This is a genomic window from Streptomyces sp. NPDC056144 (assembly GCF_042264145.1).
In the GTDB taxonomy this organism is placed as follows: domain Bacteria; phylum Actinomycetota; class Actinomycetes; order Streptomycetales; family Streptomycetaceae; genus Streptomyces.
The window spans coordinates 44,327-69,378 of the sequence record NZ_JBHJVF010000015.1 but is presented as its reverse complement, the minus strand read 5'-3'; the positions used below and the strand labels follow the sequence as shown (position 1 = coordinate 69,378).

General features: G+C 71.3%; 20 protein-coding genes. 10 read left to right on the top strand and 10 right to left on the bottom strand.

Translation table 11 applies throughout. The features are described from left to right. Positions 1–47 precede the first annotated feature (47 nt). Positions 48–446: a winged helix-turn-helix transcriptional regulator gene (locus ACFC0Z_RS31515; protein ID WP_376445236.1), complete on the bottom strand. Its 399-nt coding sequence runs from the start codon at positions 444–446 to the stop codon at positions 48–50. 111 nt (positions 447–557) lie between these two features. On the opposite strand from ACFC0Z_RS31515, the gene ACFC0Z_RS31510 reads away from it, so the two are divergent. From ACFC0Z_RS31510 to ACFC0Z_RS31500, 3 genes are all read left to right on the top strand, one after another. After that, the gene (locus ACFC0Z_RS31510) at positions 558–1,433 is read left to right on the top strand and encodes an SDR family oxidoreductase (RefSeq protein ID WP_376445233.1); all 876 of its coding nucleotides are present in this window, start codon (positions 558–560) and stop codon (positions 1,431–1,433) included. Positions 1,434–1,552: 119 nt separating this feature from the next. Next, positions 1,553–2,524 carry an EamA family transporter RarD gene (gene rarD, locus ACFC0Z_RS31505; RefSeq protein WP_376445231.1) on the top strand — a complete coding sequence of 324 codons (972 nt, stop codon included), beginning with the start codon at positions 1,553–1,555 and terminating at the stop codon, positions 2,522–2,524. A 5-nt stretch (positions 2,525–2,529) separates the two neighbouring features. Then, positions 2,530–3,204, top strand: coding sequence for a DUF4291 domain-containing protein (locus ACFC0Z_RS31500; protein WP_376445228.1), 675 nt, complete (start codon positions 2,530–2,532; stop codon positions 3,202–3,204). Here ACFC0Z_RS31500 and ACFC0Z_RS31495 read toward each other — a convergent pair. Next, positions 3,147–3,800, bottom strand: a complete 654-nt coding sequence (locus ACFC0Z_RS31495) for an NADPH-dependent F420 reductase (protein ID WP_376445225.1) — start codon at positions 3,798–3,800, stop codon at positions 3,147–3,149. The genes ACFC0Z_RS31500 and ACFC0Z_RS31495 overlap by 58 nt on opposite strands. A 262-nt stretch (positions 3,801–4,062) precedes the next feature. On the opposite strand from ACFC0Z_RS31495, the gene ACFC0Z_RS31490 reads away from it, so the two are divergent. The 3 genes from ACFC0Z_RS31490 to ACFC0Z_RS31480 all read left to right on the top strand — a co-directional run bounded on the left by ACFC0Z_RS31490 (position 4,063) and on the right by ACFC0Z_RS31480 (position 8,044). Beyond that, complete coding sequence (locus ACFC0Z_RS31490; RefSeq protein ID WP_376445223.1) at positions 4,063–5,385, top strand: VanZ family protein; 1,323 nt, start codon at positions 4,063–4,065, stop codon at positions 5,383–5,385. Between the two features lie 288 nt (positions 5,386–5,673). Further along, on the top strand, positions 5,674–6,498 hold the full coding sequence (locus tag ACFC0Z_RS31485; RefSeq protein WP_376445222.1) for a helix-turn-helix domain-containing protein: 825 nt from the start codon (positions 5,674–5,676) through the stop codon (positions 6,496–6,498). Positions 6,499–6,733: 235 nt separating this feature from the next. Next, positions 6,734–8,044, top strand: coding sequence for a M28 family metallopeptidase (locus ACFC0Z_RS31480; protein ID WP_376445219.1), 1,311 nt, complete (start codon positions 6,734–6,736; stop codon positions 8,042–8,044). 78 nt (positions 8,045–8,122) lie between these two features. Here the strand turns inward: ACFC0Z_RS31480 and ACFC0Z_RS31475 are convergent, their stop codons facing one another. Further along, the gene (locus ACFC0Z_RS31475; RefSeq protein WP_376445216.1) at positions 8,123–9,334 is read right to left on the bottom strand and encodes an outer membrane lipoprotein carrier protein LolA; all 1,212 of its coding nucleotides are present in this window, start codon (positions 9,332–9,334) and stop codon (positions 8,123–8,125) included. Between the two features lie 164 nt (positions 9,335–9,498). Beyond that, complete coding sequence (locus ACFC0Z_RS31470; RefSeq protein WP_376445214.1) at positions 9,499–10,509, bottom strand: polyprenyl synthetase family protein; 1,011 nt, start codon at positions 10,507–10,509, stop codon at positions 9,499–9,501. A 218-nt stretch (positions 10,510–10,727) separates the two neighbouring features. On the opposite strand from ACFC0Z_RS31470, the gene ACFC0Z_RS31465 reads away from it, so the two are divergent. Together ACFC0Z_RS31465 and ACFC0Z_RS31460 are read left to right on the top strand one after the other, a co-directional pair. Beyond that, positions 10,728–12,227 (top strand): peptide MFS transporter, encoded by a 1,500-nt coding sequence (locus tag ACFC0Z_RS31465; protein WP_376445448.1) that lies wholly within the window; start codon positions 10,728–10,730, stop codon positions 12,225–12,227. 35 nt (positions 12,228–12,262) lie between these two features. Continuing rightward, complete coding sequence (locus tag ACFC0Z_RS31460) at positions 12,263–14,263, top strand: CocE/NonD family hydrolase (RefSeq protein WP_376445212.1); 2,001 nt, start codon at positions 12,263–12,265, stop codon at positions 14,261–14,263. 75 nt (positions 14,264–14,338) lie between these two features. Here ACFC0Z_RS31460 and ACFC0Z_RS31455 read toward each other — a convergent pair whose 3' ends face one another. After that, positions 14,339–15,751, bottom strand: coding sequence for a hypothetical protein (locus ACFC0Z_RS31455; RefSeq protein ID WP_376445210.1), 1,413 nt, complete (start codon positions 15,749–15,751; stop codon positions 14,339–14,341). Positions 15,752–16,040: 289 nt separating this feature from the next. Between ACFC0Z_RS31455 and fahA the strand changes: the two genes are divergently transcribed. After that, positions 16,041–17,267: a fumarylacetoacetase gene (gene fahA, locus ACFC0Z_RS31450; protein ID WP_376445208.1), complete on the top strand. Its 1,227-nt coding sequence runs from the start codon at positions 16,041–16,043 to the stop codon at positions 17,265–17,267. 15 nt (positions 17,268–17,282) lie between these two features. Here the strand turns inward: fahA and ACFC0Z_RS31445 are convergent, their stop codons facing one another. Both ACFC0Z_RS31445 and ACFC0Z_RS31440 read right to left on the bottom strand, forming a co-directional pair. Next, positions 17,283–18,125: a carbohydrate-binding protein gene (locus ACFC0Z_RS31445; protein WP_376445205.1), complete on the bottom strand. Its 843-nt coding sequence runs from the start codon at positions 18,123–18,125 to the stop codon at positions 17,283–17,285. A 39-nt stretch (positions 18,126–18,164) separates the two neighbouring features. Further along, entirely contained in the window at positions 18,165–19,109 is a 945-nt protein-coding gene (locus ACFC0Z_RS31440) for an AraC family transcriptional regulator (RefSeq protein ID WP_376445202.1), read from the bottom strand. A gap of 198 nt (positions 19,110–19,307) precedes the next feature. Here ACFC0Z_RS31440 and ACFC0Z_RS31435 point away from each other — a divergent pair, with 198 nt between their 5' ends. Then, complete coding sequence (locus ACFC0Z_RS31435) at positions 19,308–19,853, top strand: hypothetical protein (protein WP_376445199.1); 546 nt, start codon at positions 19,308–19,310, stop codon at positions 19,851–19,853. Positions 19,854–19,918: 65 nt separating this feature from the next. Here the strand turns inward: ACFC0Z_RS31435 and nuoN are convergent, their stop codons facing one another. From nuoN to nuoL, 3 genes are read right to left on the bottom strand one after another with little or no spacing between them, the layout of a single operon-like run. Then, the gene (nuoN, locus tag ACFC0Z_RS31430) at positions 19,919–21,571 is read right to left on the bottom strand and encodes an NADH-quinone oxidoreductase subunit NuoN (protein WP_376445196.1); all 1,653 of its coding nucleotides are present in this window, start codon (positions 21,569–21,571) and stop codon (positions 19,919–19,921) included. Beyond that, positions 21,568–23,148, bottom strand: coding sequence for an NADH-quinone oxidoreductase subunit M (locus ACFC0Z_RS31425; RefSeq protein WP_376445194.1), 1,581 nt, complete (start codon positions 23,146–23,148; stop codon positions 21,568–21,570). Before ACFC0Z_RS31425 ends, nuoN begins: the two co-directional genes overlap by 4 nt. A gap of 6 nt (positions 23,149–23,154) precedes the next feature. After that, positions 23,155–25,047, bottom strand: coding sequence for an NADH-quinone oxidoreductase subunit L (gene nuoL / locus ACFC0Z_RS31420; RefSeq protein ID WP_376445191.1), 1,893 nt, complete (start codon positions 25,045–25,047; stop codon positions 23,155–23,157). Positions 25,048–25,052: the final 5 nt, after the last annotated feature.

The window sequence follows — 25,052 nt, the reverse complement described above, 5'->3', positions numbered from 1 at the left end:
GGGAGGGGCCCGGTCCGTTCGTCGGACCGGGCCCCTCCCGGCGTACGTCAGGCCCGCGCGTCGTCGTACCGCGCGCGGGCCTCCTCCACCGCCGGGACCCACCGTTCCGTCCAGCGGGCGAGCTCCGCGACCTGCCGGGCGGCCTCCTCGCCGAGGGCGGTGAGGCTGTAGTCGACGCGCGGCGGGATGACGGGCCGGGCCTCGCGGTGGACGAAGCCGTCGCGCTCCAGGGTCTGGAGCGTCTGCGTCAGCATCTTCTCGCTGACCCGCCCGACCCGCCGGCGCAGCTCGCTGAAGCGGTACGGGCGCTCGGCCAGCGCGATGAAGACGAGGACGCCCCACCGGCTGGTGACGTGCTCCAGGACGTTGCGAGCGGGGCACATGGCCCCGTCGACGTCGCCGAGCAGGCTCTCCACGGGACTTTCCACCGCGCTCTCCACGGGCATGTCACTTACCTCCACACCAGTACCTTACTTCAAAGTGGGTACTTACGAATCGACAGCGCCCCACGTACGGTGAGTGGAGACCCCCTCCCCACGCGCAAAGGAACCACCGCCATGAGCAGCATCGTCGTCACCGGCGCCACCGGACAGCTCGGCCGTCTCGTCATCGACGCCCTCCTCGCCACCGTCCCCGCCGAGCAGGTCGCCGCCGTCGTCCGCGACAAGGAGAAGGCGGCCGGCCTCGCCGAGCGCGGTGTCGAGCTGCGGATCGCCGACTACAGCCGTCCCGAGACGCTGGCCGGGGCCTTCGAGGCCGGTGACCGGGTGCTCCTGATCTCCGGCAGCGAGGTCGGGCAGCGGGTTCCGCAGCACGCGGCCGTGATCGACGCGGCGAAGGCGGCGGGCGTCGCCCAGCTCGCGTACACCGGCGTCCTCGGCGGCGACGCGGCCGACTTCACGCTGGCCGACGAGCACAAGGAGACCGAGCGGCTGATCCTCGCCTCCGGCCTCCCGTACACGCTCCTGCGCAACGGCTGGTACAGCGAGAACTACACGGCGAACCTCGCCCCCGTCCTCGCCCACGGCGCCGTCGTCTCCAACGCGGGCGAGGGCCGGATCGCCTCCGCGACCCGCGCCGACTACGCCGCCGCGGCGGCGGCCGTCGTCGCCGGTCCGCTCGACGAGCACCTGGGCAGGACGTACGAGCTGAGCGGCGACACGGCGTGGTCGTTCGCCGAGTACGCGGCCGAGGTCGCCGCCCAGTCCGGCCGCGAGGTCGTCTACAGCGCGCTCCCCGCCGAGGCGCACCTGGAGATCCTCACCGGCGCCGGGGTGCCGGCGGTCTTCGCCGAGATCCTCGTGGACGTGGACCGGGCCGCCGAGCACGGCGCCCTCGCGCTCCGGACCGGCGACCTGTCGCGGCTCATCGGCCGCCCGACGACGCCGATCGCGGAGTCGATCAAGGAGGCCCTGGCGGCCACCACCGCGTAAGAGGTGCGACAGGGAGACGGCTATAACAATGTCATGACCGTATAGCGATACGGCCATGACAACCCGCCTCGCGCGGCGCTACCTTCGACAGGACAGCGTGGCGCGGGGCGGGAGGTCCAGTGAAGACCCAGAAACAGCAGGACAACGGCAGAACGGGACTGCTCTACGGATTCGGCGCCTACGCCGTCTGGGGCCTGGTCCCGCTCTTCTGGCCACTCCTCAAGCCCGCCGGGGCCGTCGAGATCCTCGCCCACCGGATGGTCTGGTCGCTCGCCGTCGTCGGCCTCGCGCTGCTCGCGCTGCGCCGCTGGAGCTGGATACCCGAGCTGGTGCGCGACCCGCGCAAGCTCGGCCTGATCGCCCTCGCCGCGGCCGTCATCGCCGTGAACTGGGGGCTCTACATCTGGTCGGTGAACAACGAACGGGTCGTCGAGGCCTCCCTCGGCTACTTCATCAACCCGCTCGTGACCATCGCCCTCGGCGTCCTCGCCCTCAAGGAGCGGCTTCGGCCGGTCCAGTGGGCGGCCGTCGGCGTCGGCCTCGCGGCCGTGCTCGTCCTCGCCATCGGGTACGGGCGTCCGCCGTGGATCTCCCTCACCCTCGCCTTCTCCTTCGGCATATACGGCCTGGTGAAGAAAAAGGTCAACCTCGGGGGCCTGGAGTCGCTCGCCGCCGAGACCGCCGTCCTCTTCCTGCCGGCCCTCGGCTACCTCGTCTGGCTCGGCACCCAGGGCACGCTGGTCTTCGGCACCGAGGGCCTCGGGCACGCGGCCCTGCTCGCCTCCACCGGCATCGTCACGGCGGTGCCGCTGATCTGCTTCGGCGCGGCCGCCATCCGCGTACCGCTGTCGACGCTCGGCCTGCTCCAGTACCTCGCGCCGACCTTCCAGTTCCTCCTGGGCGTCGTGTACTTCCACGAGGAGATGCCGCCGGAACGCTGGGCCGGCTTCTCCCTCGTCTGGCTGGCGCTCACCATCCTCACCTGGGACGCCCTGCGCACGGCCCGCCGAAACCGGGTGCAGCTGGAGACCCTCGCCGCGCAGCCCGCCGGAAATCCGGTGGCCTCGCCCACGGGGAGCCCGGCACCCTGAGCCGCATGACTCCCGAGCCCAACCAGCGCGTCCGCGCGCTCCACACCGACAGCACGGTCACCGTCTACCAGGCGTACGCCCCCGGAATCGGCCTCCCGGCCGCCCGCGACGGACGCTTCCCGAGCGCGTGGAAGCGGGACCGGATGACGTGGATCAAGCCGTCGTTCCTGTGGATGATGTACCGCTGCGGGTGGGGGACGAAGGAGGGCCAGGAGACCGTCCTCGCCGTCGAGATCACCCGCGAGGGCTTCGAATGGGCCCTCCGGAACGCCGCCCTCTCGCACTACGCGCGCGGCTTCCACGCCGACGAGGCGTCCTGGAAGCGGGAGCTGCGGGACGCCCCCGCCCGGGTCCAGTGGGACCCGGAGCGGGACCTGCGGCTGAACCCGCTCCCGTACCGCTCGCTCCAGCTGGGTCTGGCGGGCGAGGCGTCGCGGCGGTACGCGGACGAGTGGACGGTCTCCGTGCGGGACGTCACGCCGCTCGCCCACGAGATCCACGGCCTGGTGCGGGCGGGCGACCTGACGGCCGCCGAACGCCTACTGCCCCGGGAGACCCCGTACCCGGAGGCACCGGGCCTCCTCGACCGCGTACGGGACCGGAGGGAGGCGCAGGTCCCGGCTCAGCCCTTGGCGACGGAGACGGCGAAGTTGAAGTCCCCCGTCCCGAGGACGCCGTAGAGGCGGAGCCAGATCGGGAGCACCTGCTCGGTCGCGCGGGCGGAGGAGAGGTCGCCGAGGTCGAGGACCCGGTCGGCCGGCCACCCGAAGGAACCGAGCAGCCCGGTGACGACCGCCTTGGCGTCCTCGTCGTCACCGCTCACGAAAACGTTGTGATCCCCGGGCACCAGCCCCGGCTCGACCATCACCGTGTTGCTCATGGTGTTGAGCGTCTTGACGACCCGGGCCTCAGGGAACGCCTTCTGGAGGTGCTCGGCGAGGCTGAGCCCGTCGAAGGTGACGACGTTCGGCGGGAAGCCCTGGGAGAAGTCCAGCGGGTTGGACACGTCGACGAGGACCTTGCCGCGCAGGTTCTCCGCGCCGGCGGCCTCCAGCGCGGCGAGCGAGACGAGCCCGCCGGTCGCGTTCACGACGAGCTCGGCGGAGGCGGCGGCGTCGGCGAACGTCCCGTGAGCCCCGCCGGACTCCTCCGCCCACTTCGCGGCGTCGGCGTTGTCGGCGGTCCGCGACCCGAGGGTCACCTCGTGCCCGAGCCCCGCGAGCCTCCCGGCGATCCGACGCCCGACCTCACCCGTGCCCAGTACGGCGATCTTCATTGCGACGCGCTCCTTCATGCATGACCTTCACGGCCCCTGCGGCCCCCGTGACCCCTCTTGGCCGAAAAACGACCGTCGAGCCCCGACTGTACGGCCACAACTACGGCCCCGCGCGTTCGATTCCCACCACCAGGCCTTTTCTGCGGGCCTGTTGGGGTCGGGCAGCCGCCGCACACGCCGAGGTGACAGATCCACCGGGAGACGGTGGGGCCCGCATCGGCGCGTCCGTAAACTCGCCGCCTCCGCACCAGAGAGTCGTCACATGCTGCACGCTGTCTTCAACGGGCACGGCACCTTCGCCCTCCTCGCCGTCCTGCTCTCCGCCGCTGTCGGACTCGTGGCGTTCAGGAAGGCGCCCGCCGACACCGAACGGCCCTTGTGGCGCGGCCTGTTCGCCGCCTCCGTCACGGCCGTCGTCAGCCTGACGCTGTGGTCGACCGGGGGCACGTCCGACAAGCCGATGACGTGCGTGGTCAACCGGGCCCTGATGGAGCCGTTCTTCACCGAACAAGGGCTGTGGAACGCCGGACTGTTCCTCCCCGTCGGGTTCTTCGGCGTGCTCGCGTACCGCAAGGTGCTCGGGGTGGCGGTCTTCGGCGTGCTCCTGACGGCGGCGATCGAGACGCTTCAGGCCACCCTCATGTTCCTCGGCCGGGGGTGCGACACCAGCGACCTGCTCATGAACTCCGTCGGCGCCGCCACCGGCGCGCTCGCCGGCTGGTTCGTCACCCTCCTGGAACGGCCGAGGAGCCGGTTCGCCCACCGGTGGGAGGCGCGGAGCGCGTACGCCGCGTCGGCGTCGCTCGTGGTCATCGCCCTCGCCATGGGGCTCCTGGTGGAACCACAGCCCATGGAGCGGACGGTGGCGATCGGGCGGGCGACCGACGAGCAGGAGCTCGCGGTCAAGGAAGCCGTACGGGCCGCCTTCGACGGGCGCGTGTCCGTCACGGACGTGCAGTTCGCCTACGGCCCCGGCGATACGGGAACGGTGACGGCCCAGCTCTCCGTGGGCGCGCAGGCGGAGCTTCGCTGGCCGGACCGGAGCCGGTTCCAGGCCACCCTCGACTTCTCCGCCGAGGACGCTCCCACCGGCTACCGGGTCCCGGGGCGGCACACCGCCCCGAAGGACGCCCGGCAGGCCGAGTCGATCGCCCGCGCCTACGCCGCACGCCACGCCGGCTGGGGCCTGTCCGGCACCGTCGCGCGGACGTCCCCGGCCGGCGAGACGGGCGAACTGGGCTGGGACACCAGCTGGCGCCGGACCGACGCGAACGGCGTCCTCATGCCCCTGCGACTCGACGTCCAGGTCGACCGGACCGGTCGCGTCAGCCAGGTGCTGATGAGCAACCTCCCGGACCAGAAGGTCGCCGAACCTCGCGTCCGACGCGAGGAGGCACTCGCGGCACTCCTCGGCCCGGACCGCACCGGCCGCCCCTCGGGGTCGTCGTCGGCCGTACTGATGGCCGCCCGACGCGATGGCGCATGGATTCCCGCCTGGTACGTCGAGGTGCGCGAGGACTCCATGACGACGACGGGCCACGTGGACGCCCTCACCGGCGAGGCGTTCGACGCCGAGGCGCCGTAGCCGACGGGGGCGGGGCCCGGCACGTCCAGGCCCACCGCGACGCTGCTTTCGGCGTCGCGGTGGGCCGCGCGATAAAAGCTTTAAAGCCCTGGGGAAGTACCTTCCCAACCCCTCCCCTCCCTCCCGGAGGCGCCGTCACTCACACGGGTGACTTCTGCCAACTGGACTGGATTTGGGGCCGGTTGCCTGGCATATGCTCACGCCGACAACCCCACAAAACACGTCGGCCCCCGACGGGACTGCAATCCCAGTCGAGGGCCTGACCACCGAGGAAGCGATACCTTCCCGATGGCTTCGTCACAGGCTAGCGCGCTGCCGCGCGCTTCCGGGCTCGTTCACGTCAACGTCCGCCACACGACGCACTACACCGTCGTCGGCAACCACCTCGCCCAGCGCCGGGGCATGTCCCTCGCCGCGAAGGGGCTCGCCACCTACCTCCAGTCGATGCCGGCCGGGGCCTGCGTCAGCGTCAAGGCCGTCGCGGCCGAGCACAAGGACACGGAGTTCCGCGTCGCCGTCTTCATGCGGGAGCTGGAGTCCTACGGCTACCTGGAGCGCGTCCGGGAGCGGCTGCCCAGCGGGCGGTTCGTACAGCGGACGATCTCGTACAACCGGCCGAAGGATGAGCTCGACCTCACGCCGTCGCCGCAGAAGCCGCCGCCAACGCCGCCACCGGCCCCGGAGCCCGAGCCGGACTCGGAGCCCGAGCCCGCACCCCTCGCGGAGCCGCTCTCCGAACAGCACCGGCCCGCCGCCCAGCTGCTCGCCTCACTCCGCCTCCACGAACCCCGGCTCCTGCTCTCCGCCCGGGACGTCGAACGGCTCGCCCCCTCCCTCACCGCCTGGCTCGATCGCGGGGCCCAGGCCGACGCCGTCGTGCGGACGCTCTCCGCCTGCCTCCCGGAGAGACTGGCCCACCCGGCGGGCCTCCTGGCCCACCGCCTCACCACCCTGATGCCGCCGGAGCTACCCGCCCGCGCCTCCGCTCCACCTCCCCGCGCCCTCCAGGTCTGCGAGGAGTGCGAACGCCCCTTCCGCTCCCCCACCACCGACCCCGGCAGCCTCTGCCGCGACTGCCGCGACGTTCACTCCCTCGGGCAACAGGTCGCCTAGCGACGCCGGTCGGGGAGACGTTCGCTCACCGAACTACCCTGACCGGTTTCCGCTCTTGACGCAGAGTCAAACTCTCGCTGAACATTCAGCACGCGCAACGGTGCGCACAGCAGTACGCACGAACAACTGAACACAGCGCACGCACACGCACAGCTCCAGCGCCTCGTGGCACACACGCCCGGGGCGTCTCGCACGTTCCGTCCCCATCCCCGTTCGGAATCCGGAGCCCCCACAGATGAACATCTCCGTGCCCAGACGTGTCACCGCGGTCGCCGCCCTCGCGGCGCTCGCTCTCGGCGGTCTCAGCGGGACCGCCACCGCCGGGTCGCAGGCGGCTGCCGCCGCGCCCGACATTCCGCTCGCCAACGTCAAGCAGCACTTGACCGACCTCCAGTCGATAGCCACCGCCAACGGCGGCAACCGCGCCCATGGCCGTACCGGCTACAAGGCGTCCATCGACTTCGTGAAGGCCAAGCTCGACGCCGCCGGCTACACGACCACGCTGCAGACCTTCACCTCCAGCGGCGCCACCGGCTACAACCTGATAGCCGACTGGCCGGGTGGTGACCCGAACCAGGTCCTCATGGCCGGTTCGCACCTCGACTCGGTCACCTCGGGTCCCGGCATCAACGACAACGGGTCCGGTTCCGCCGCCGTCCTGGAGACCGCGCTCGCCGTCTCCCGCGCCGGGTTCCAGCCCACCAAGCACCTGCGCTTCGGCTGGTGGGGCGCGGAGGAGCTCGGGCTCATCGGCTCGAAGTACTACGTCAACAACCTGCCGACCACCGAGCGTTCGAAGATCAAGGGCTACCTGAACTTCGACATGATCGCCTCGCCCAACCCGGGCTACTTCGTCTACGACGACGACCCGACGATCGAGCAGACCTTCAAGGACTACTTCGCCGGGCTCGGCATCTCCACCGAGATCGAGACCGAGGGCGACGGCCGCTCCGACCACGCCCCGTTCAAGAACGTCGGCATCCCCGTCGGCGGTCTCTTCGCGGGCGCCGACTACATCAAGACGGCGGCCCAGGCCACGAAGTGGGGCGGCACCTCCGGTCAGGCCTTCGACCGGTGCTACCACTCCTCCTGCGACACGACGGCGAACATCAACGACACCGCCCTCGACCGCAACAGCGACGCCATCGCCCACGCGATCTGGACGCTGTCCGGGACCACGACCACCCCGCCCACCGGGACGGTCTTCGAGAACACGGCCGACGTGACCATTCCGGACTCCCCCGGAGCCGCGGTGACCTCGACCGTCAACGTCACCGGGATCACCGGCAACGCCCCGTCGAACCTCGCCGTCGGCGTGGACATCGTCCACACCTACCGCGGTGACCTGGTCGTCGACCTCGTCGCGCCCGACGGCTCGGTCTACAGCCTCTCCAACCGCGCCGGCGGCAGCGCCGACAACATCCAGCAGACCTTCACCGTGAACGCCTCCTCCGAGGTCGCCAACGGCGCCTGGAAGCTCCGCGTCCAGGACAAGGCCTCCGCCGACACCGGGTACATCAACAGCTTCAAGCTGACGTTCCCGTAACGGAGAAACGAGCTCCCGGGTGGGTCGGTGACCATCGCCCCGACCCACCCGGGCTCCCAATCAGCCTGCCCGCGCCGCTTACTTGGCCGCGTTCGCCGCGTCCACCAGCGCGTCCTTCGTCACCGCGCCGACGTACACCGTGCCGTCGTCCGTGACCAGCGCGTTCACGATCTTCGTCGTGAAGACCGTGCCCGAGCCGAACTTCCCGGTGACCTTGTCGCCGAACGAGTCCAGGAGACCCTGGATCTCCTTCGGCGCCTCCTCCGTCCTGGTGGGAGCCGGGGCGCCGGTGTCGATCTTCGCGATCGTCGTCCAGCCCTCTCCGATGACGTTCAGCCCGCCCTTGCCGTCGGGGCCGGCGAAGTCCTCGCCGAGGTCGAGGCCGAACTGCTTCCCGAAGTCCTTGCCGAAGTCGGGGCCGGCGCCGGGGCCCTCGCCCTTCTCCGCCTCGCCGAAGCCCTCCGTCACCTTCGCGCCCTTCGGCGCCTCGAAGGCCGAGGCGGCCGGCTTGCCGAAGTCGACCTTCGTGAAGCCCGCGTCGACGACCGGCTTGCCGCCCTGGACCGAGGCGAGCGTGAACTTCAGCGGCGTACCGGTCGCCGAGTCCACCGCGATCTTGATCGACTCGACCGTCGAGCCGGACTGCTTCGGCTTGATCAGCAGCTGGTACGCGTCCCGGCCGGCCACCTTCGCCGTGCCGCCGACGGTGATCGACGTCGTGTCGCCGGCCGCCTTCAGGACCTCGTCGGCGAGCGCCTTCGGCGTGGCCGGGAGCTCCTTCTCCGCCTCGGCGGAACCCTTGGCGGCGCCCTCGGCCGCGCCCTTCTCGTGGACGGCCTCGTTCGTCTTGCTGTCGTACGCCCAGACGTCGTCGCCGTTGTGGATCAGGCTGTACTCGTCCTTGCCGTCGACGAACGTCAGCTTCTGGCGCTCGGGGCCGTCGGCGGCCACGCGGAGCGTGTGCGTACCGGAGACGAGCTCGGTGAGCTTCGCCGTCGGGTCCGTGGACGGGGAGGCGGAGGCGGAGGACGAGTCGTCACCCGCGATGCCCGCCAGACCCGAGGCCAGGCCGTCGAGCGGCAGGCCGAGGTCGGTCGAGATCCGGAACGTGCCGGAGAGGGTCTGGGTGTCCGAGGCCGCGATCTTCTCGATGAGCTGCTGGGCGGTGATCTCCGGCAGGTCCGGGTCGCCGGACGCGGCCAGCGCCGGGACGAGCCCGATGGTCGCCGCGGCGACGCCTGCCACCGCGGCCGGGACGATGAACCGGCTCGCCTTACGGGTGTCTGCCATGGTCTCCGCTTCCTCCGTGCGCCGATGTGGTGCCGTCGTGGTGCCGTCGTGGTCGATGACTCGACCCCTCGATGACTCCATCTCACCAAAACGGCGGCACGGAAGCGTCAGCCCATGGGATACACCTGACGTACTGCTCCGGTATGACCCGACCCTGAGATTCCCTAGCCCGCGCGGTGGACCACCGCGTCGCACAGCTCCTGCAGCGCCGACTTCGCGTACCCGTCGGGCAGCGGGTCGAGCATCGCCCGCGCCTCCTCCGCGTACCGCACGGTGTCCCGGCGGGCGTGCTCGAGGGCGGGGTGGACGCGCAGGCGGCGCAGCACCTCGGCGTGCCGGGCGTCGTCCGTGAGGTCGCCGTCGACGAGGGCGACGAGCTCGACGTCCTCGGGCCGGCCGTGGGCGGCCGCCTCGGCCCGCAGGCGCAGGACGGGGAGGGTCGGGATGCCCTCGCGGAGGTCGGTGCCGGGGGTCTTGCCGGACTCGTGGGAGTCGGAGGCGATGTCGAGGACGTCGTCGGCGAGCTGGAAGGCGACGCCGAGCCGCTCCCCGTACTGGGTGAGGATGTCGACGACGCCGGGGTCGGCGCCGGCCATCATCGCGCCGAAGCGGCAGGAGACGGCGACGAGCGAGCCGGTCTTCCCGCCGAGGACGTCGAGGTAGTGGTCGATCGGGTCGCGGCCGTCGGTCGGGCCTGCGGTCTCCAGGATCTGACCGGTCACGAGCCGTTCGAACGCCTCGGACTGGATGCGTACGGCCTCGGGACCGAGGTCCGCGAGCGTGTGCGACGCACGGGCGAAGAGGAAGTCACCCGTGAGGACGGCGATGGAGTTGCCCCAGCGCGTGTTGGCGCTCGGGACCCCGCGCCGGACGTCGGCCTCGTCCATGACGTCGTCGTGGTAGAGCGTGGCCAGGTGGGTGAGTTCGACGACCACGGCGGAGGGCACGACGCCCGGCGCGTACGGGTCGCCGAACTGGGCGGCCAGCATCACGAGCAGGGGGCGGAACCGCTTGCCGCCGGCCAGGACGAGGTGCTGCGCGGCCTCGGTGATGAAGGGGACGTCGCTCTTGGTGGCGTCCAGGAGGCCCGCCTCCACGGCCGCCAGACCGCTCTGGACATCGGCCTCAAGAGCCTGGTCCCGCACGCTGAGGCCGAACGGCCCGACGACGGTCACGAGGGGGTCTCCTGTCTGCTGACGCCTGCTCGGCGATCAAACGGTTGTTTACACGGTTGATCACACGGTTGATCACACGGATTGTCGACGTGTCGCTCGATTCGCTCAAGCCAGCGTATCCGGTCACCTTTCGATCACCGTGGGCGCCTTCCCGTCACCCCCGGTATGTTCGTGATCAGCTCATACGACCAGGAGTAGGCGTTTTGTCCCGAACAACGATCGAGAACGATACGAACGGCGACGGCGGCGAGCAACCGCCGCCCGAGGACGACCACGCGTTCCTCGGCCACCCCCGAGGGCTGCTGACGCTCTCGGGCCTCGAAGTCTGGGAGCGGTTCTCGTTCCTCGGCATGCAGGCGATCCTCGTCCTGTACTTCGCCGCGGCCGTCTCCGACGGCGGCCTCGGCATGGACTCCGGGACCGCCGCCTCCGTCTCGGCCGCCTACGGCACGCTCGTCTACCTCGTCTCGGTAGCCGGCGGCTGGCTCGCGGACCGCATCCTCGGCTCGTACCGCGCGGTCCTCTGGGGCGGCATCCTCATCGCCTGCGGCCACTACTCGATGGCCGTGCCGACCGCCGCCATGACCTGGGTCGGCCTCGGCCTGATCAGCGCCGGTACGGGTCTGCTGAAGCCGAACGTGGCGACGATGGTCGGCAAGCTGTACCGCACCGACGACGACCGCCGTGACGCCGGTTTCGCGCTCTACTACATGGCGATCAACATCGGCGCCTTCGCCGGACCGCTGATCACCGGCTGGCTCGCCGACCACAAGGGCTACCACTGGGGCTTCTCGGCCGCCGCCATCGGCATGACCTTCGGCCTCGTCCAGTACGTCACGGGCCGCCGTCACCTGGCCGGACGCAAGCACGGCGCCGAGTTCCCGCTCGCCCCCGACGCGATGCGCGGCGCCGTCCGCATGATGGTGATCGGCGCGGTCGGCGTGGCCGCCGCCGCCACGGCGCTCGCCCTCGCGGGCTGGCTCACCATGGACCGGTTCGTCGACGTCCTGACGCTGATCTCGGTGATCGCGCCCGTCGTCTACTTCTGGGTGATGTTCCGGAGCCCCCGGGTCACCGCCGAGGAGCGCGGCCGCCTGAAGCCGTACATCGTGCTGTTCCTGGCCTCGGTCGCGTTCAACTTCATCCTCTTCCAGGCGTACTCGACGATGATGCTGCTCGCGTCCACCAACGCCCGCACGACCATCCTCGGCTTCGACTTCCCGGCCAGCTGGTACGCCTCCGCCCTCGGCGCCTTCGAGGTCCTCCTGGCCCCCGTGGTGGCCGCCGTCTGGGCCCGGATGGGCCCCCGCCAGCCGCACGCCTCCAACAAGATCGCCTTCGGTGTGATCCTCGGCGGTCTGTCGTTCCTCCTGATGGTCCTGCCGACCTCCGGGCACGCGGACGACACGTACCAGATGGCCGCCTGGTGGATCGTCGGCTCGTACCTGCTCCTCGGCCTCGGTGACGTGCTCCTGGAGACCTCCGGCATGTCCGCGACGAGCAAGCTCGCCCCGAAGGCCTTCTCCAGCCAGACGATGTCCCTCTGGTTCCTCTCGCTGGCGCTCGCCAACGGCATCCAGGCGCAGACCGTGAAGCTCTACGACGACGTCTCCAAGCCCGTGTACTTCGGCGTCAACGGCGCCGTGGCCGTCGCCGTCGGCCTCGCCGTGATCGCCCTGGCGCCCTGGCTGCGCCGCACCATGCACCCCGTCCACTAGGGAACCAAGGGAACCAAGGGAGCCGTGAGGACCCGATGACGAAGATCCGTACCGACTTCCCGTACGAGACCCGGCACGAGGACGTCCGCATCCCGCTGCCGGACGGAACCAGGCTGTACGCGCGCGTGTGGCGGCCCGTCACCGAGGAGCCCGTACCGGCGCTCCTGGAGTACCTGCCGTACCGCCTGACCGACTGGACCGCGCCCCGCGACTGGCAGCGCCACCCCTGGTACGCGGGCCACGGCTACGCGTCCGTACGGGTCGACGTCCGCGGCCACGGCAACAGCGAGGGCCTCCCCGGCGACGAGTACGACGCCGTCGAGCTCGCCGACGGCGTGGCCGTCGTGAACTGGCTCGCCGAGCAGCCCTGGTGCACCGGCAAGGTCGGCATGTTCGGCATCTCCTGGGGCGGCTTCAACTCGCTCCAGATCGCCGCGCTCGCCCCCGAACCGCTCAAGGCCGTCGTCACCGTCTGCTCCACCGACGACCGCTACGACAACGACGTCCACTACATGGGCGGCTCGGTCCTCGGCGTCGACATGCACGCCTGGGCCGCGACCATGCTCGCCTTCGTCGCCCGCCCGCCGGACCCGATGTACGTCGGCGAGGCCTGGCGGGAGCAGTGGCTGGCGCGCCTGGAGTCCGTCGAGCCGCTCATCCACACCTGGCTCGGCCACCAGACCCGGGACGCGTACTGGAAGCACGGCAGCGTCTGCGAGGACTACTCCGCGATCCAGGCCGCCGTCCTCGCCGTCGGCGGCTGGCACGACCCGTACCGGGACACCGTCCTGCGGCTCGCCGAGCACCTCCCCCAGGACCGGGTGCGCGGGATCATCGGCCCCTGGTCCCACCAGTACCCGGACCGCGGCCTGCCGCCCGGCCCCGCGATCGGCTTCCTCCAGGAGACCCTGCGCTGGTGGGACCACCACCTCAAGGGCGCCGACAACGACGTGATGGCCGAGCCGCTGCTGCGTTCCTGGATCAGCGAGTCGCACCCGCCGGCCACCGTCTACGAGGAGCTGCCGGGCCGCTGGGTCGCCGACCCCGCCTGGCCGTCCCCGCACGTCGCCCCCGTGACGTACGCCTTCCAGGGCGCGCCGGTCGTCGTCGACTCGCCGCAGCAGACGGGCATCGACGCGGGCCGCTTCTTCCCCTTCGGCAACGACGCCGACCTGCCGCCGGACCAGCGCGACGAGGACGCCCACTCGGCCTGCTTCGACTTCCCCGTGCCCGAGGACGGCGGCCCGATCGAGATCCTCGGCCGCCCGTCGGTGAGCCTCGCCCTGAAGGCGGGCGCGCCGACCGGTCAGGTCATCGCCCGGCTCTGCGACATCGCGCCCGACGGCTCCTCGACGCTCGTCACGCGCGGCGCGCTGAACTTCTCCGCCCGCTACGGCCGCGACCGGGCGGTGGAGGCGCAGATCGGCGAGACGGAGAGCTTCGTCTTCGAGCTGAACGGCATCGGGCACACCTTCCCGCCCGGCCACCGGGTACGGCTCGCGGTCTCGTCGACGTACTGGCCGTGGATCTGGCCGCAACCGGACGCGGCGGGCTTCACGCTCGACCCGGCGGGCTCCTCGCTCACCCTCCCCGTACGCGAGCACACCGAGGACGCGGTCGAGTGGGAGGAGCCGGAGCAGTCCGCTCCGCTCGGCGTGTCCTACCCGCAGAGCCTGGAGGAGCCGCGCCCCGAGCGGGTCGTGGTCAGGGACGTGGCGAAGGGCGAGTGGAAGCTGGAGGTCGACCCGAAGTACGGCGGCACGCGCGTGTACCCGGACGGCCTGGAGTTCACCGAGGACGCCGTGGAGACGTACACGATCGACGAGGGCGACCCGCTGTCGGCGCGGACCCGCTCGGAGTGGTCCATCCGCCTCCACCGGCCGGAGCTGGCCTGGGACGTGACGGTCGACACGGTGTCGGAGATCGCCTGCGACGCGGACGCGTTCCTCACGCGGAACGAGGTCGTGTGCAAGGAGGGCGGCGAGGTCGTCTTCCACCGGACCTGGGAAGAACACATCCCCCGTACGGCGGGCTGAGGCCGCGCCGTACGGGGGACGTGAGGGGTCTTACGGGTCTTACGGTCCTAACGGGTCTTACGGGCCTTACGGGCCTTACGCCTTCGCGTCGGCCTTGCGGCGGCGGGCGAAGAACAGCGCGCCGGCGCCGAGGGCGACGGCACCCGCGGCGGTGAGGCCGATCGTGCGGGTGCTGTCGTTCGCGCCGGTCGCCGCGAGGGCACCCGTCGCGTGCGAGCCGCCCTGCGCGGTGGTGTTGGTGTTGCCGCCGGAGGTGGCGGTGGCCACCGGGGCGGGCGTGGTGGTCGTCACGGACGGCTCGGGCGAGGGCGTCGCGGTCGGCTCGTCGGTCGGCTTCTCGGTCGGCTCCGGGGTCGGCTTCTCGTCCTCGGCCGCGAGGATGTCGAACTCGGCGGTGTCCATGCCCATGCCGCAGTTCTCGGTGTCGGGCTCGTGCGCGCTCGCGCCGAAGACGACGCCCTGGCCGGCCGGGGCGTCCTCGTCGACGGTGACACGGAGCTTGACGTCCTTGGTGACGCCCCCGTTCAGCGCGCCGAGCACGATGGGGCCGCCCTCCTCGGAGAACTTGGTCCACTTCGGCTGGTCGGCGGTCGACCACTCGACAGTGACGAAGCTGCCGAAGAGGTCGTCCTCGTCGAGCTCGCTGTCCTCGTCGAGCTCGCCCTCCTCGTCGATCGCCTCGTCGGAGAGGGCGAAGGCGCTGGCGAAGGCCTCGACCTGGTTCATGGTCTCGTCGGAGGTGTTGGCGATCTTCATCGAGAACGCCGCGGCCTTGCCCGCGGTGACGGCCTCGGGGCCGGTCAGCGCGACCGTGAGGGCGGGGTCCTCGGCGCAGTCGTCCTTGCCGCCGCCGTTCTCGAACTCGTCGAGGGCGTCCTCCGCCTCGGCGAGCTCCTGCTCGGCGACGACGATGTCGGCGGCGAGCAGGCCGATCTTGCGGGAGAGGGCGACACGGGCGTCGTCCCAGGCCGTCTGCGCCTCCTCCAGGCGGAGCTGGGTGCCCGTCGCCGCGGCCTCCTTGCCCTCGACGGCGGTCTTCGCGTCGGTGACGGCCTGCTCGGCCGCGGTGATCTGCTCGGGAGTGGCGGTGGAGCCGGGCTCCTTCAGCTTCGCCAGGGCGTCCTCGGCGGCGGTGAGCGCCTCCTGGGCGGCGGTGAGCGCGGCCGCCGCCGCCGCGTCGGCGGCCTTGGCCTCGGCCAGCTCGGTCTTCACGGCCTCGCCGATGTTGCCGTCCCGGAGGTCCTGGAGGAGCGCCTTGCGCTGGGCCTTGAGGTCGTCGAGCTTCGCCTGGGCCTTCTCGACGGCGACGGCGAGCTTCTCGTACTCGTCGTAGTCGCCCTCGCCCGGGCCGTCGTCCTCGGAACCGTCCTGAACGGTCTGGCCCGGAACGCTCGGGGTGTCGGCGAACGCCGGCGCCGCCGAGAGGAACACGGCCGGAGTGGTCACGGCGGCGGCCACGGCGGTCGCGAGTATGCGTCGGATCTTCACAGTGCGGACCTTCTCCTGGTCAGGGAAATGACGAACAGAGAGTGAGGGGGCGTACCTCCGCGGGGACTTCACGCGAGACGACGCCATCGTGATCGTAGGCGGGGAAGGTCACCGGCGGGGAACGGGTTTCGGGGGCCGGATCCGTTTACGCCACCATCACGGATGACAAACCGCGCAAACCAGAGCAGTTGCCCACGGATAGCGCACTTTTCGTGTGATCCATGTCATCAGCGCCTCGCGACAAGACCCGTAACGTGTCCCCCACACACGGAAAGCGAGGCACGCACCGATGTCCGAGCACAGCCCGCTCGACCTGGCCGAGGGCGATCCCTTCGGCCCGCACAACCTCCCGTACGGCGTCTTCTCCACCGCCGACGAGCCCGAGCGGCGCCGACTCGGCGTCCGGATCGGCGGGTACGTCCTGGACGCGGGCGCCGCCGCCCACGCGCTCGGCTCCCCGTACGCGGCCCTCCTCGCGCAGCCGAGCCTGAACCCGCTGCTCGCCGCCGGGCGCACCGCCTGGCGCGACGTCCGCCGGGCCCTCACCGCCTGGGTGACCGTCCCCGCGCACCGCGCGGACGTCGAGCCGATGCTCCACCCTCTCGACGCGGTCACCCTGCACCTGCCGTACGAGGTCGCCGACTACGTCGACTTCTACGCGAGCGAGCACCACGCCACCAACGTCGGGAAGATCTTCCGCCCCGACGGCGACGCGCTCACCCCCAACTGGAAGCACCTGCCGATCGGCTACCACGGCCGCGCCGGCACGGTCGTGGTCTCCGGGACCGACGTCGTACGCCCCTCCGGGCAGCGCAAGGCCCCGACGGACGCGGCCCCCGTCTTCGGCCCGTCGGTCAAGCTCGACATCGAGGCCGAGGTCGGCTTCCTCGTCGGCACCCCCTCGGCGCTCGGCACGGCCGTCCCGCTCGCGGACTTCCGCGAGCACGTCTTCGGCCTGACGCTGCTCAACGACTGGTCGGCCCGTGACGTGCAGGCCTGGGAGTACGTGCCGCTGGGCCCGTTCCTCGGCAAGTCCTTCCAGACCTCCGTCTCCGCCTGGGTGACCCCCCTGGAGGCCCTGGACGCCGCCCGTACGGCCCCGCCGGCGCGCGACTTCCCGCTGCTCCCCTACCTCGACGACGCGCACGAGGAGGAGCCCGGCGGCTTCGACCTGCGCATCACGGTCGAGATCAACGGCGAGACGGTCGCCGAGCCGCCGTTCTCCTCCATGTACTGGACGGCCGCCCAGCAGCTCGCCCACATGACGGTGAACGGCGCCTCGCTGCGCACGGGCGACCTGTACGGCTCCGGGACGGTCTCCGGCCCCGAGGTGAACCAGCGCGGCTCGCTGCTCGAACTCACCTGGAACGGCCGGGACGCCCTCGAACTCGCGGGCGGCAAGCGGACGTTCCTGGAGGACGGCGACGAGGTCGTCCTCACCGCGTGGGCCCCGGGCCCCGACGGCACGCGCGTGGCGCTCGGCGAGGTCCGGGGCCGGATCGCCCCCTCCGCGTAAACGGTCGAGCTGTTCTCAGCGGAGCCGCCAGAGCGCCGGGACGTTCGGCGGCTCCCACCCGGGCTGGGCCGTGTGTGCCTGGAGGCACACATAGCCCAGCCCGCCGTACGTGACGGCGTCCCCCGCCTTGTAGGCGGTCCCGACGGCCCACGTGCCGCCGGGCGGCGGGGTCGTCGCCGTGGACGTCGGGGTGGGAGTGGGCGTCGGGGTCGGGCCGGGGTTCTGCGGCACGTTCAGGACGAAGTCGAAGGCCGCCTCCCGGGCGCCTCCCGCGTCCCGCACGGTCATGACGAGCCGCGGGTCGAAGATGGTGTCGGTGTTGTTGCGCGGCTCGTTCGGGAAGTACAGCTGCGTCGTGAGCACCGGGCGGCCGGGGGCCTGCACCTTCACGTGGATGTGCCGGGTGCGGCCGGGGTAGAGCCCGGGGACGATCGTGGTGAGCCGGAAGGCGCCGTTGGCGTCGGTGAACTGGTGGCCCCGGAAACGGTAACCGGTGTTGTCGTACGCGCCGTTGGTGTCGGCCTGCCAGAAGTCCATCAGGACGCCCGAGATCGGACGGCAGGCGAGCCCGAAGACGTAGCCGCTGACGGTCAGGCGCACCCCCGCGGTGCCCGCGTCCACCAGGCTCGCTCGCAGCGGCGAGTTCGGCTTGAAGTAGGGGCCCTCCATCTGCGCCGGGGTGGGGTCGTCGCCGTCGTCGCACTCCGGGGTGAGCTCGGGTGCCGCCTCGCCGGCGGTGAGGGTACGGGCGAGCGCCGGGACGCCCATGAGCACCGCGGGCGCCGCCATGCCGGCGGCGAGCGCGGCGCGCAGCACCGCCTTGCGGGTGACGTGCCCGGTCGTGGTCTCGCTGTCCATTCCTGCTCCTCGTGTGGGGGGCCGGGTTGCACCACGAACCTAGGACCGCGCGGGGCCGCCTTCGAGGGACGGAACGCGGCCGTCGTGGTGTTTTCGGAAGTCCCCCGGACTGCGGCCGGTCTCGCGCCGGAAGAAGCGGCAGAAGTACGCGGGGTCGTCGAAGCCGACCCGCCGGGCGACCTGACGTATCGACAGCTCGGTGCCGACGAGGAGCCGTTGGGCCTCGCGGGTGCGCGCCTCGCGGATCAGCGCGCCCGGCGTCCGGCCGCTGGCGGCCCGTACCGCCGCGGTGAGGTGGCCGGGGGTGACCCCGATCAGCTCGGCGCACTCCCGCACGGAGCGAGCCTCCTCGCCCGCCTGGCCCCCGGTACGGGCGAGGAGCCGGGCGAACTCCTCGGCGACCGCCCCCGGCCTGCGGCTCCCCTCTCCCTCTCCCTTCCCCTTCCCCGGAAGCCGCGCCGCCCGGACGAGCAGCACGCGCAGCAGCGAGCGCAGCACGGTCGCGAAACCGGGGCCCCCTTGGCCGTACTCCTCGACGAGCTCGGCCATCAGCCGGGCGGTACGGGCATGGGCCGGCGCGTCGAGCGCGAGCCAGGGGCGCTCGCCGAGGCGGCGCAGTAACTCCCGGTCTCCGGGCTGGTCGAGGAGGAAGTCCTCGGTGAAGAGGACGGCGGTGCCGTCCAGGCCCCGGGCGTCCTCCCAGTGGTGCACCTGGCCGGGCACGATCACGGCCAGGTGGGGCGGGCGGAGTTCCCAGCGGTCCAGGTCGACGACGTGGGCCCCGGTCCCGGCGGTCACGTGGACGATCTCGTAGAACGTGTGGCGGTGCGGGAAGGGCGCCCTGGACAGGGGGCCGAGGGCGTCCAGGCTCCCGACGGCGAAGGGCACGTCGTCGGGGAGGCGCAGTTCCAGGCGGTGGACGGGCGGGTCGCCCGCCCGCGGGGCGACGCAGGGGGTCCCGGGCAGGACGGTCGAGCCGCGCATCGTGACGCCTCCCTCTCGACGGCTGGTACAGACCATTCGGGGCGGCTCCACGATGGCACGGCGACCTCCAATGGGTCACCCCCGCGTGCGCCGCCCCCACCCCCCGGCCGATGCTTCAGGTGGCGGCAGGACCCGGGGAGAGTCCGCCCCCGTCACGCGCCCCGCACGGGCGCGCCCCCTCCCTAGGAGCACACCCACATGTCCGCTCGATCCCGTTCCCTCCTGGCCGCGATAGCCCTGGCCGCCACCGCGTCCCTGACCCTCGGAGCGGCCCCCGCCGTCTCCGCCACCGCTCAGGGCGACGGCTTCCCCCACCCCGACCTGAAGGTCACCCACGCCGCCACGGTGAAGTACAAGAACGAGCAGGCGGCCCTCGACGACGGCTACCTGCGCACCGACATGTGCGTCGAGGACCCGCAGCTCGGCGGCATGGGCTACCACTACGTCAAGCCCGCCCTGCTCGGTTCGGTCGACCCGGCGAAGCCCACCGCGATGCTGTACGAGAAGAACGAGAAGACCGGCAAGCGCGAACTCGTCGCGGTGGAATGGGTCGTCCCCAACACCGGTCAGCCCCGGCCGCGGCTCTTCGACCGCGGCTTCGACGGGCCGTTCGACTTCCCGCCCGTCGGCCCCCACTACTCGCTGCACGCGTGGATCTACAAGAAGAACCCGAAGGGCGTCTTCACCCCGTACAACCCGCGGGTCCACTGCACCACCTGCCCCGAGGATCACCCGAAGGCGTAGGGGTACGGGGAAGGGGCCCGGCTCTCGACGAGCCGGGCCCCTTCCCCGTACGAACTCCCCCGCGGCTACCGGACGAAGACGCTCGCCTGGTTCGCCAGGTCCAGGAAGTACTGCGGCGCGAGGCCGAGCACCAGCGTCACGACGACACCGGCGGTGATCGTCATCGTCGTCAGCGCGGAGGGCACGGCGACGGTCGGGCCGTCCGCCTTCGGCTCGCTGAAGAACATGAGGACGATGACCCGGATGTAGAAGAACGCGGCGATCGCCGAGGACAGCACACCGACCACGACGAGCGCGCCCGCGCCGCCCTCCGCCGCCGCCTTGAAGACCGCGAACTTGCCGGAGAAGCCGGAGGTCAGCGGGATGCCGGCGAAGGCGAGCAGGAAGACCGCGAAGACCGCCGCGACGAGCGGCGAACGGCGCCCGAGACCGGCCCACTTGGAGAGGTGGGTGGCCTCGCCGCCCGCGTCCCTGACCAGCGTGACGACCGCGAACGCGCCGATCGTCACGAAGGAGTACGCCCCCAGGTAGAACAGGACGGACGAGATGCCGTCCGGGGTGGCGGCGATGACACCGGCGAGCAGGAACCCGGCGTGCGCGATGGACGAGTACGCCAGGAGCCGCTTGATGTCGGTCTGGGTGATGGCGACGATCGCACCGCCCAGCATCGTGAGGATCGCGACGCCCCACATGACGGGCCGCCAGTCCCAGGTGAGCCCCGGCAGCACCACGTACAGGAGCCGGAGCAGCGCGCCGAACGCGGCGACCTTGGTCGCGGCGGCCATGAAGCCGGTGACCGGGGTCGGGGCGCCCTGGTAGACGTCCGGGGTCCACATGTGGAACGGGACGGCGCCGACCTTGAAGAGCAGGCCCATGAGGACCAGCGCGAAGCCGATGAGGAGCAGGACGTCGTTCCCCATGGTGTCGGCGAGCGCCGGGTCGACGGAGACGACGGCGCCGTCGACGACCCGGGCGATCGTGGCGTACGAGACGGAGCCCGCGTAGCCGTAGAGCAGGGCGATCCCGAAGAGCAGGAAGGCCGAGGAGAAGGCGCCGAGCAGGAAGTACTTGACGGCCGCCTCCTGCGACATCAGCCGCTTGCGGCGGGCGACGGCGCAGAGCAGGTACAGCGGGAGGGAGAAGACTTCCAGGGCGACGAAGAGCGTCAGGAGGTCGTTGGCCGCCGGGAAGACGAGCATGCCGGCGACGGCGAAGAGGGCGAGCGGGAAGACCTCGGTGGTCGTGAAGCCGGCCTTGACGGCCGCCTTCTCCTGGTCGCTGCCGGGGACGGCCGCGGCCTCGGCGGCGAAGGAGTCGACCTTGTGACCGTGGTCGGCCGGGTCGAGCCTGCGCTCGGCGAAGGTGAAGATCGCGACGATCGAGGCGAGGAGAATGGTGCCCTGGAGGAAGAGGGCGGGTCCGTCGACGGCGATGGCGCCCATGGCCGCGATGTGGGCCTTGGTGGAGCCGTACCCGCCGGCCGCCAGGCCGACGACGGCGGCGAAGGCGGCGGCGAGGCCGAGGACGGACAGGAAGACCTGGGCGAACCAGCGGCCCTTGCGGGGCACGAAGGCCTCGGCGAGGACGCTGACGATCGCCGCGCCGACCACGATGAGCACGGGCGCGAGCTGCGTGTACTCGATGTGGGGGGCCGGGATCTTCTGGAGCGGTTCCACCGCCGCCGTCGTCCACAGGCTGTGGACAGCCGTTGCACTCACTTGGCCGCCTCCACGGTGGGCACGGTGGGCTGGGGGTCCTTCTGCTGGACGTCCGACATGGTGTGCCGGACGGCCGGGTTGACGACGTCCGTCAGCGGCTTCGGGAAGACGCCGAGGAAGATCAGGAGGGCGATCAGCGGGACGACCACCGCCAGCTCGCGCACCCGCAGGTCGGGCAGCGCGCGCACCTCCTCCTTCACCGGCCCGGTCATCGTCCGCTGGTAGAGGACGAGGACGTAGAGCGCGGCGAGGACGATGCCGGTGGTGGCGACGATGCCGGCCATCGGGTAGCGGGAGTACGTGCCCACCAGGACGAGGAACTCGCTGACGAACGGGGCGAGTCCGGGCAGCGACAGGGTCGCGAGGCCGCCGATCAGGAAGGTGCCGGCGAGCACCGGGGCGACCTTCTGCACACCGCCGTAGTCGGCGATGAGCCGCGAGCCGCGCCGGGAGATGAGGAACCCGGCGACGAGCATGAGCGCGGCCGTCGAGATGCCGTGGTTGACCATGTAGAGCGTGGCACCGGACTGGCCCTGGGTGGTCATCGCGAAGATGCCCAGGATGATGAAGCCGAAGTGCGAGATCGACGCGTAGGCGACGAGCCGCTTGATGTCCCGCTGGCCGACGGCGAGCAGCGCCCCGTACACGATGCTGATCAGCGCGAGGACGATGATCGCCGGGGTGGCCCACTTGCTGGCCTCGGGGAAGAGGCCGAGGCAGAAGCGGAGCATCGCGAAGGTGCCGACCTTGTCGACGACGGCGGTGATGAGGACGGCGACCGGGGCGGTCGCCTCCCCCATCGCGTTCGGCAGCCACGTGTGCAGCGGCCAGAGCGGCGCCTTCACGGCGAAGGCGAAGAAGAAGCCGAGGAAGAGCAGCCGCTCGGTGTTGGTCGCCATGTCGAGCGAGCCGTTGGCCCGGGCCTCGGCGATCTCGGTGAGCGAGAAGTTCCCCGCGACCACGTAGAGCCCGATGACGGCGGCGAGCATGATGAGGCCGCCGACCAGGTTGTAGAGCAGGAACTTGACCGCCGCGTACGACCGCTGGGCCGCCGCGTTCTCGTCGGAGCCGGAGTGCGCGCGGTCGCCGAAGCCGCCGATGAGGAAGTACATCGGGATGAGCATGGCTTCGAAGAGCACGTAGAAGAGGAAGACGTCGGTGGCCTCGAAGGAGAGGATCACCATCGCCTCGACCGCGAGGATCAGGGCGAAGAAGCCCTGGGTCGGCCGCCACCGCTTGGAGGAGGTCTCCAGCGGGTCGGCGTCGTGCCAGCCGGCGAGGATGACGAAGGGGATCAGCAGCGCGGTGAGCGCGATGAGCGCCACCCCGATGCCGTCGACGCCGAGCTCGTACCGCACGCCGAAGTCCTTGATCCAGGCGTGCGATTCGACCAGCTGGTACCGGTCGCCGCCCGGCTCGAAGCGCGCGAAGACGACGCCGGCGAGCACGAGCGTGGCGAGCGAGACGAGCAGCGCCAGCCACTTGGCGGCGGTGCGGCGGGCGGCGGGGACGGCGGCGGTGAGGATCGCACCGGCCGCCGGCACCACGGCCGTCAGGGTGAGGAGCGGGAGAGACATGATCGGTTACACCGCCCTCATCAGCAGGGTCGCGGCGATCAGCACCGCAGTACCTCCGAACATGGAGACCGCGTACGAGCGGGCGTAGCCGTTCTGGAGCTTGCGCAGCCGGCCGGAGAGTCCGCCGACCGCCGCCGCGGTGCCGTTGACGACGCCGTCGACGAGGGTGTGGTCCACGTACACCAGCGAGCGGGTGACGTGGGTGCCGCCGGTGACGAAGACGGCGTGGTTGAAGTCGTCCTGGAGGAGGTCGCGGCGGGCCGCCCGGGTGAGGAGCGAGCCGCGCGGGGCGACGACCGGGACGGGCTTGCGGCCGTACTGGAGCCAGGCGAGGCCGACGCCGATCACCATGACGGCGACGGTGGCGGCGGTGACGGCGGCGGCGCTGATCGGCGGGTGGCCGTGCTCGAAGTCCGTGACGGGCTCCAGCCATTCGACGAACCCGGCGAACTCGAAGAACGCGCCTCCGGCGACCGAGCCGACGGCGAGCAGCACCATCGGGATCACCATGGACTTCGGCGACTCGTGCGGGTGCGGCGGGTTGCCCTCCGCGTCGGGCTGCCAGCGCTTCTCGCCGAAGAAGGTCATCAGCATCACGCGGGTCATGTAGTACGCGGTGATGGCCGCGCCCAGGAGGGTGACCGCGCCGAGGATCCAGCCCTCGGTGCCGCCCTTCGCGAAGGCCGCCTCGATGATCTTGTCCTTGGAGAAGAAGCCGGACAGACCGGGGAAGCCGATGATCGCGAGGTAGCCGAGGCCGAAGGTGACGAAGGTGACCGGCATGTACTTCCGCAGGCCGCCGTAGTGGCGCATGTCCACCTCGTCGTTCATGCCGTGCATGACCGAACCGGCGCCGAGGAACAGCCCGGCCTTGAAGAAGCCGTGCGTCACCAGGTGCATGATCGCGAACACGTACCCGATGGGGCCGAGGCCGGCCGCCAGGATCATGTAGCCGATCTGCGACATCGTCGAGCCGGCGAGGGCCTTCTTGATGTCGTCCTTCGCGCAACCGACGATCGCACCGAAGAGGAGCGTGACGGCGCCGACGATCGTGACGACGAGCTGGGCGTCCGGCGCCGCGTTGAAGATGTCGGCGGAGCGGACGATCAGGTAGACGCCGGCGGTCACCATCGTGGCCGCGTGGATGAGGGCCGAGACCGGGGTCGGGCCCTCCATCGCGTCCCCGAGCCAGGACTGCAGCGGCACCTGGGCCGACTTGCCGCAGGCCGCGAGGAGCAGCATGAGGCCGATCGCCGTCGCCGTGCCCTCGGAGACCTCGCCGCTCGCCTCCAGGACCGGCCCGAAGGCGAAGGTCCCGAAGGTCGTGAACATGATCATGATGGCGACCGAGAGGCCGATGTCGCCGACCCGGTTCACCAGGAAGGCCTTCTTCGCGGCCGTGGCCGCGCTCGGCTTGTGCTGCCAGAAGCCGATCAGGAGGTACGAGGCGAGGCCGACGCCCTCCCAGCCGAAGTACAGCAGCAGGTAGTTGTCGGCGAGGACGAGCAGGAGCATCGCCGCGACGAACAGGTTCAGGTAGCCGAAGAAGCGGCGGCGGCGCTCGTCGTGCTCCATGTACCCGATCGAGTACACGTGGATGAGCGTGCCGACACCGGTGATCAGCAGGACGAACGTCATCGACAGCTGGTCGAGCTGGAACGCGATGTCCGCCTGGAAGCCCTCGACGGGGATCCAGGTGAAGAGCCGCTGGTGCATCGCCCGGTCCTCGGCGCCCTTGCCGAGCATGTCGGCGAAGAGCGCGAGCCCGATGACGAAGGAGACGCCCGCGAGCAGGGTGCCGAGCCAGTGCCCGGCCTTGTCGAGCCGCCGTCCGCCGCAGAGCAGGACGGCCGCGCCGAGCAGGGGCGCCCCGACGAGCAGCGCAATGAGATTTTCCACGGGTC

What these genes read in the sequence shown, in the direction of transcription:
- ACFC0Z_RS31425 (WP_376445194.1), bottom strand. Translation starts at nt 23,148, where the DNA reads ATGTCTCTCCCGCTCCTCACCCTGACGGCCGTGGTGCCGGCGGCCGGT.
- ACFC0Z_RS31440 (WP_376445202.1), bottom strand. Translation starts at nt 19,109, where the DNA reads ATGCGCGGCTCGACCGTCCTGCCCGGGACCCCCTGCGTCGCCCCGCGG.
- ACFC0Z_RS31500 (WP_376445228.1), top strand. Translation starts at nt 2,530, where the DNA reads ATGACTCCCGAGCCCAACCAGCGCGTCCGCGCGCTCCACACCGACAGC.
- ACFC0Z_RS31485 (WP_376445222.1), top strand. Translation starts at nt 5,674, where the DNA reads ATGGCTTCGTCACAGGCTAGCGCGCTGCCGCGCGCTTCCGGGCTCGTT.
- ACFC0Z_RS31495 (WP_376445225.1), bottom strand. Translation starts at nt 3,800, where the DNA reads ATGAAGATCGCCGTACTGGGCACGGGTGAGGTCGGGCGTCGGATCGCC.
- ACFC0Z_RS31510 (WP_376445233.1), top strand. Translation starts at nt 558, where the DNA reads ATGAGCAGCATCGTCGTCACCGGCGCCACCGGACAGCTCGGCCGTCTC.
- ACFC0Z_RS31460 (WP_376445212.1), top strand. Translation starts at nt 12,263, where the DNA reads ATGACGAAGATCCGTACCGACTTCCCGTACGAGACCCGGCACGAGGAC.
- ACFC0Z_RS31435 (WP_376445199.1), top strand. Translation starts at nt 19,308, where the DNA reads ATGTCCGCTCGATCCCGTTCCCTCCTGGCCGCGATAGCCCTGGCCGCC.
- ACFC0Z_RS31515 (WP_376445236.1), bottom strand. Translation starts at nt 446, where the DNA reads ATGCCCGTGGAGAGCGCGGTGGAAAGTCCCGTGGAGAGCCTGCTCGGC.
- ACFC0Z_RS31480 (WP_376445219.1), top strand. Translation starts at nt 6,734, where the DNA reads ATGAACATCTCCGTGCCCAGACGTGTCACCGCGGTCGCCGCCCTCGCG.
- ACFC0Z_RS31445 (WP_376445205.1), bottom strand. Translation starts at nt 18,125, where the DNA reads ATGGACAGCGAGACCACGACCGGGCACGTCACCCGCAAGGCGGTGCTG.
- fahA (WP_376445208.1), top strand. Translation starts at nt 16,041, where the DNA reads ATGTCCGAGCACAGCCCGCTCGACCTGGCCGAGGGCGATCCCTTCGGC.
- ACFC0Z_RS31475 (WP_376445216.1), bottom strand. Translation starts at nt 9,334, where the DNA reads ATGGCAGACACCCGTAAGGCGAGCCGGTTCATCGTCCCGGCCGCGGTG.
- ACFC0Z_RS31490 (WP_376445223.1), top strand. Translation starts at nt 4,063, where the DNA reads ATGCTGCACGCTGTCTTCAACGGGCACGGCACCTTCGCCCTCCTCGCC.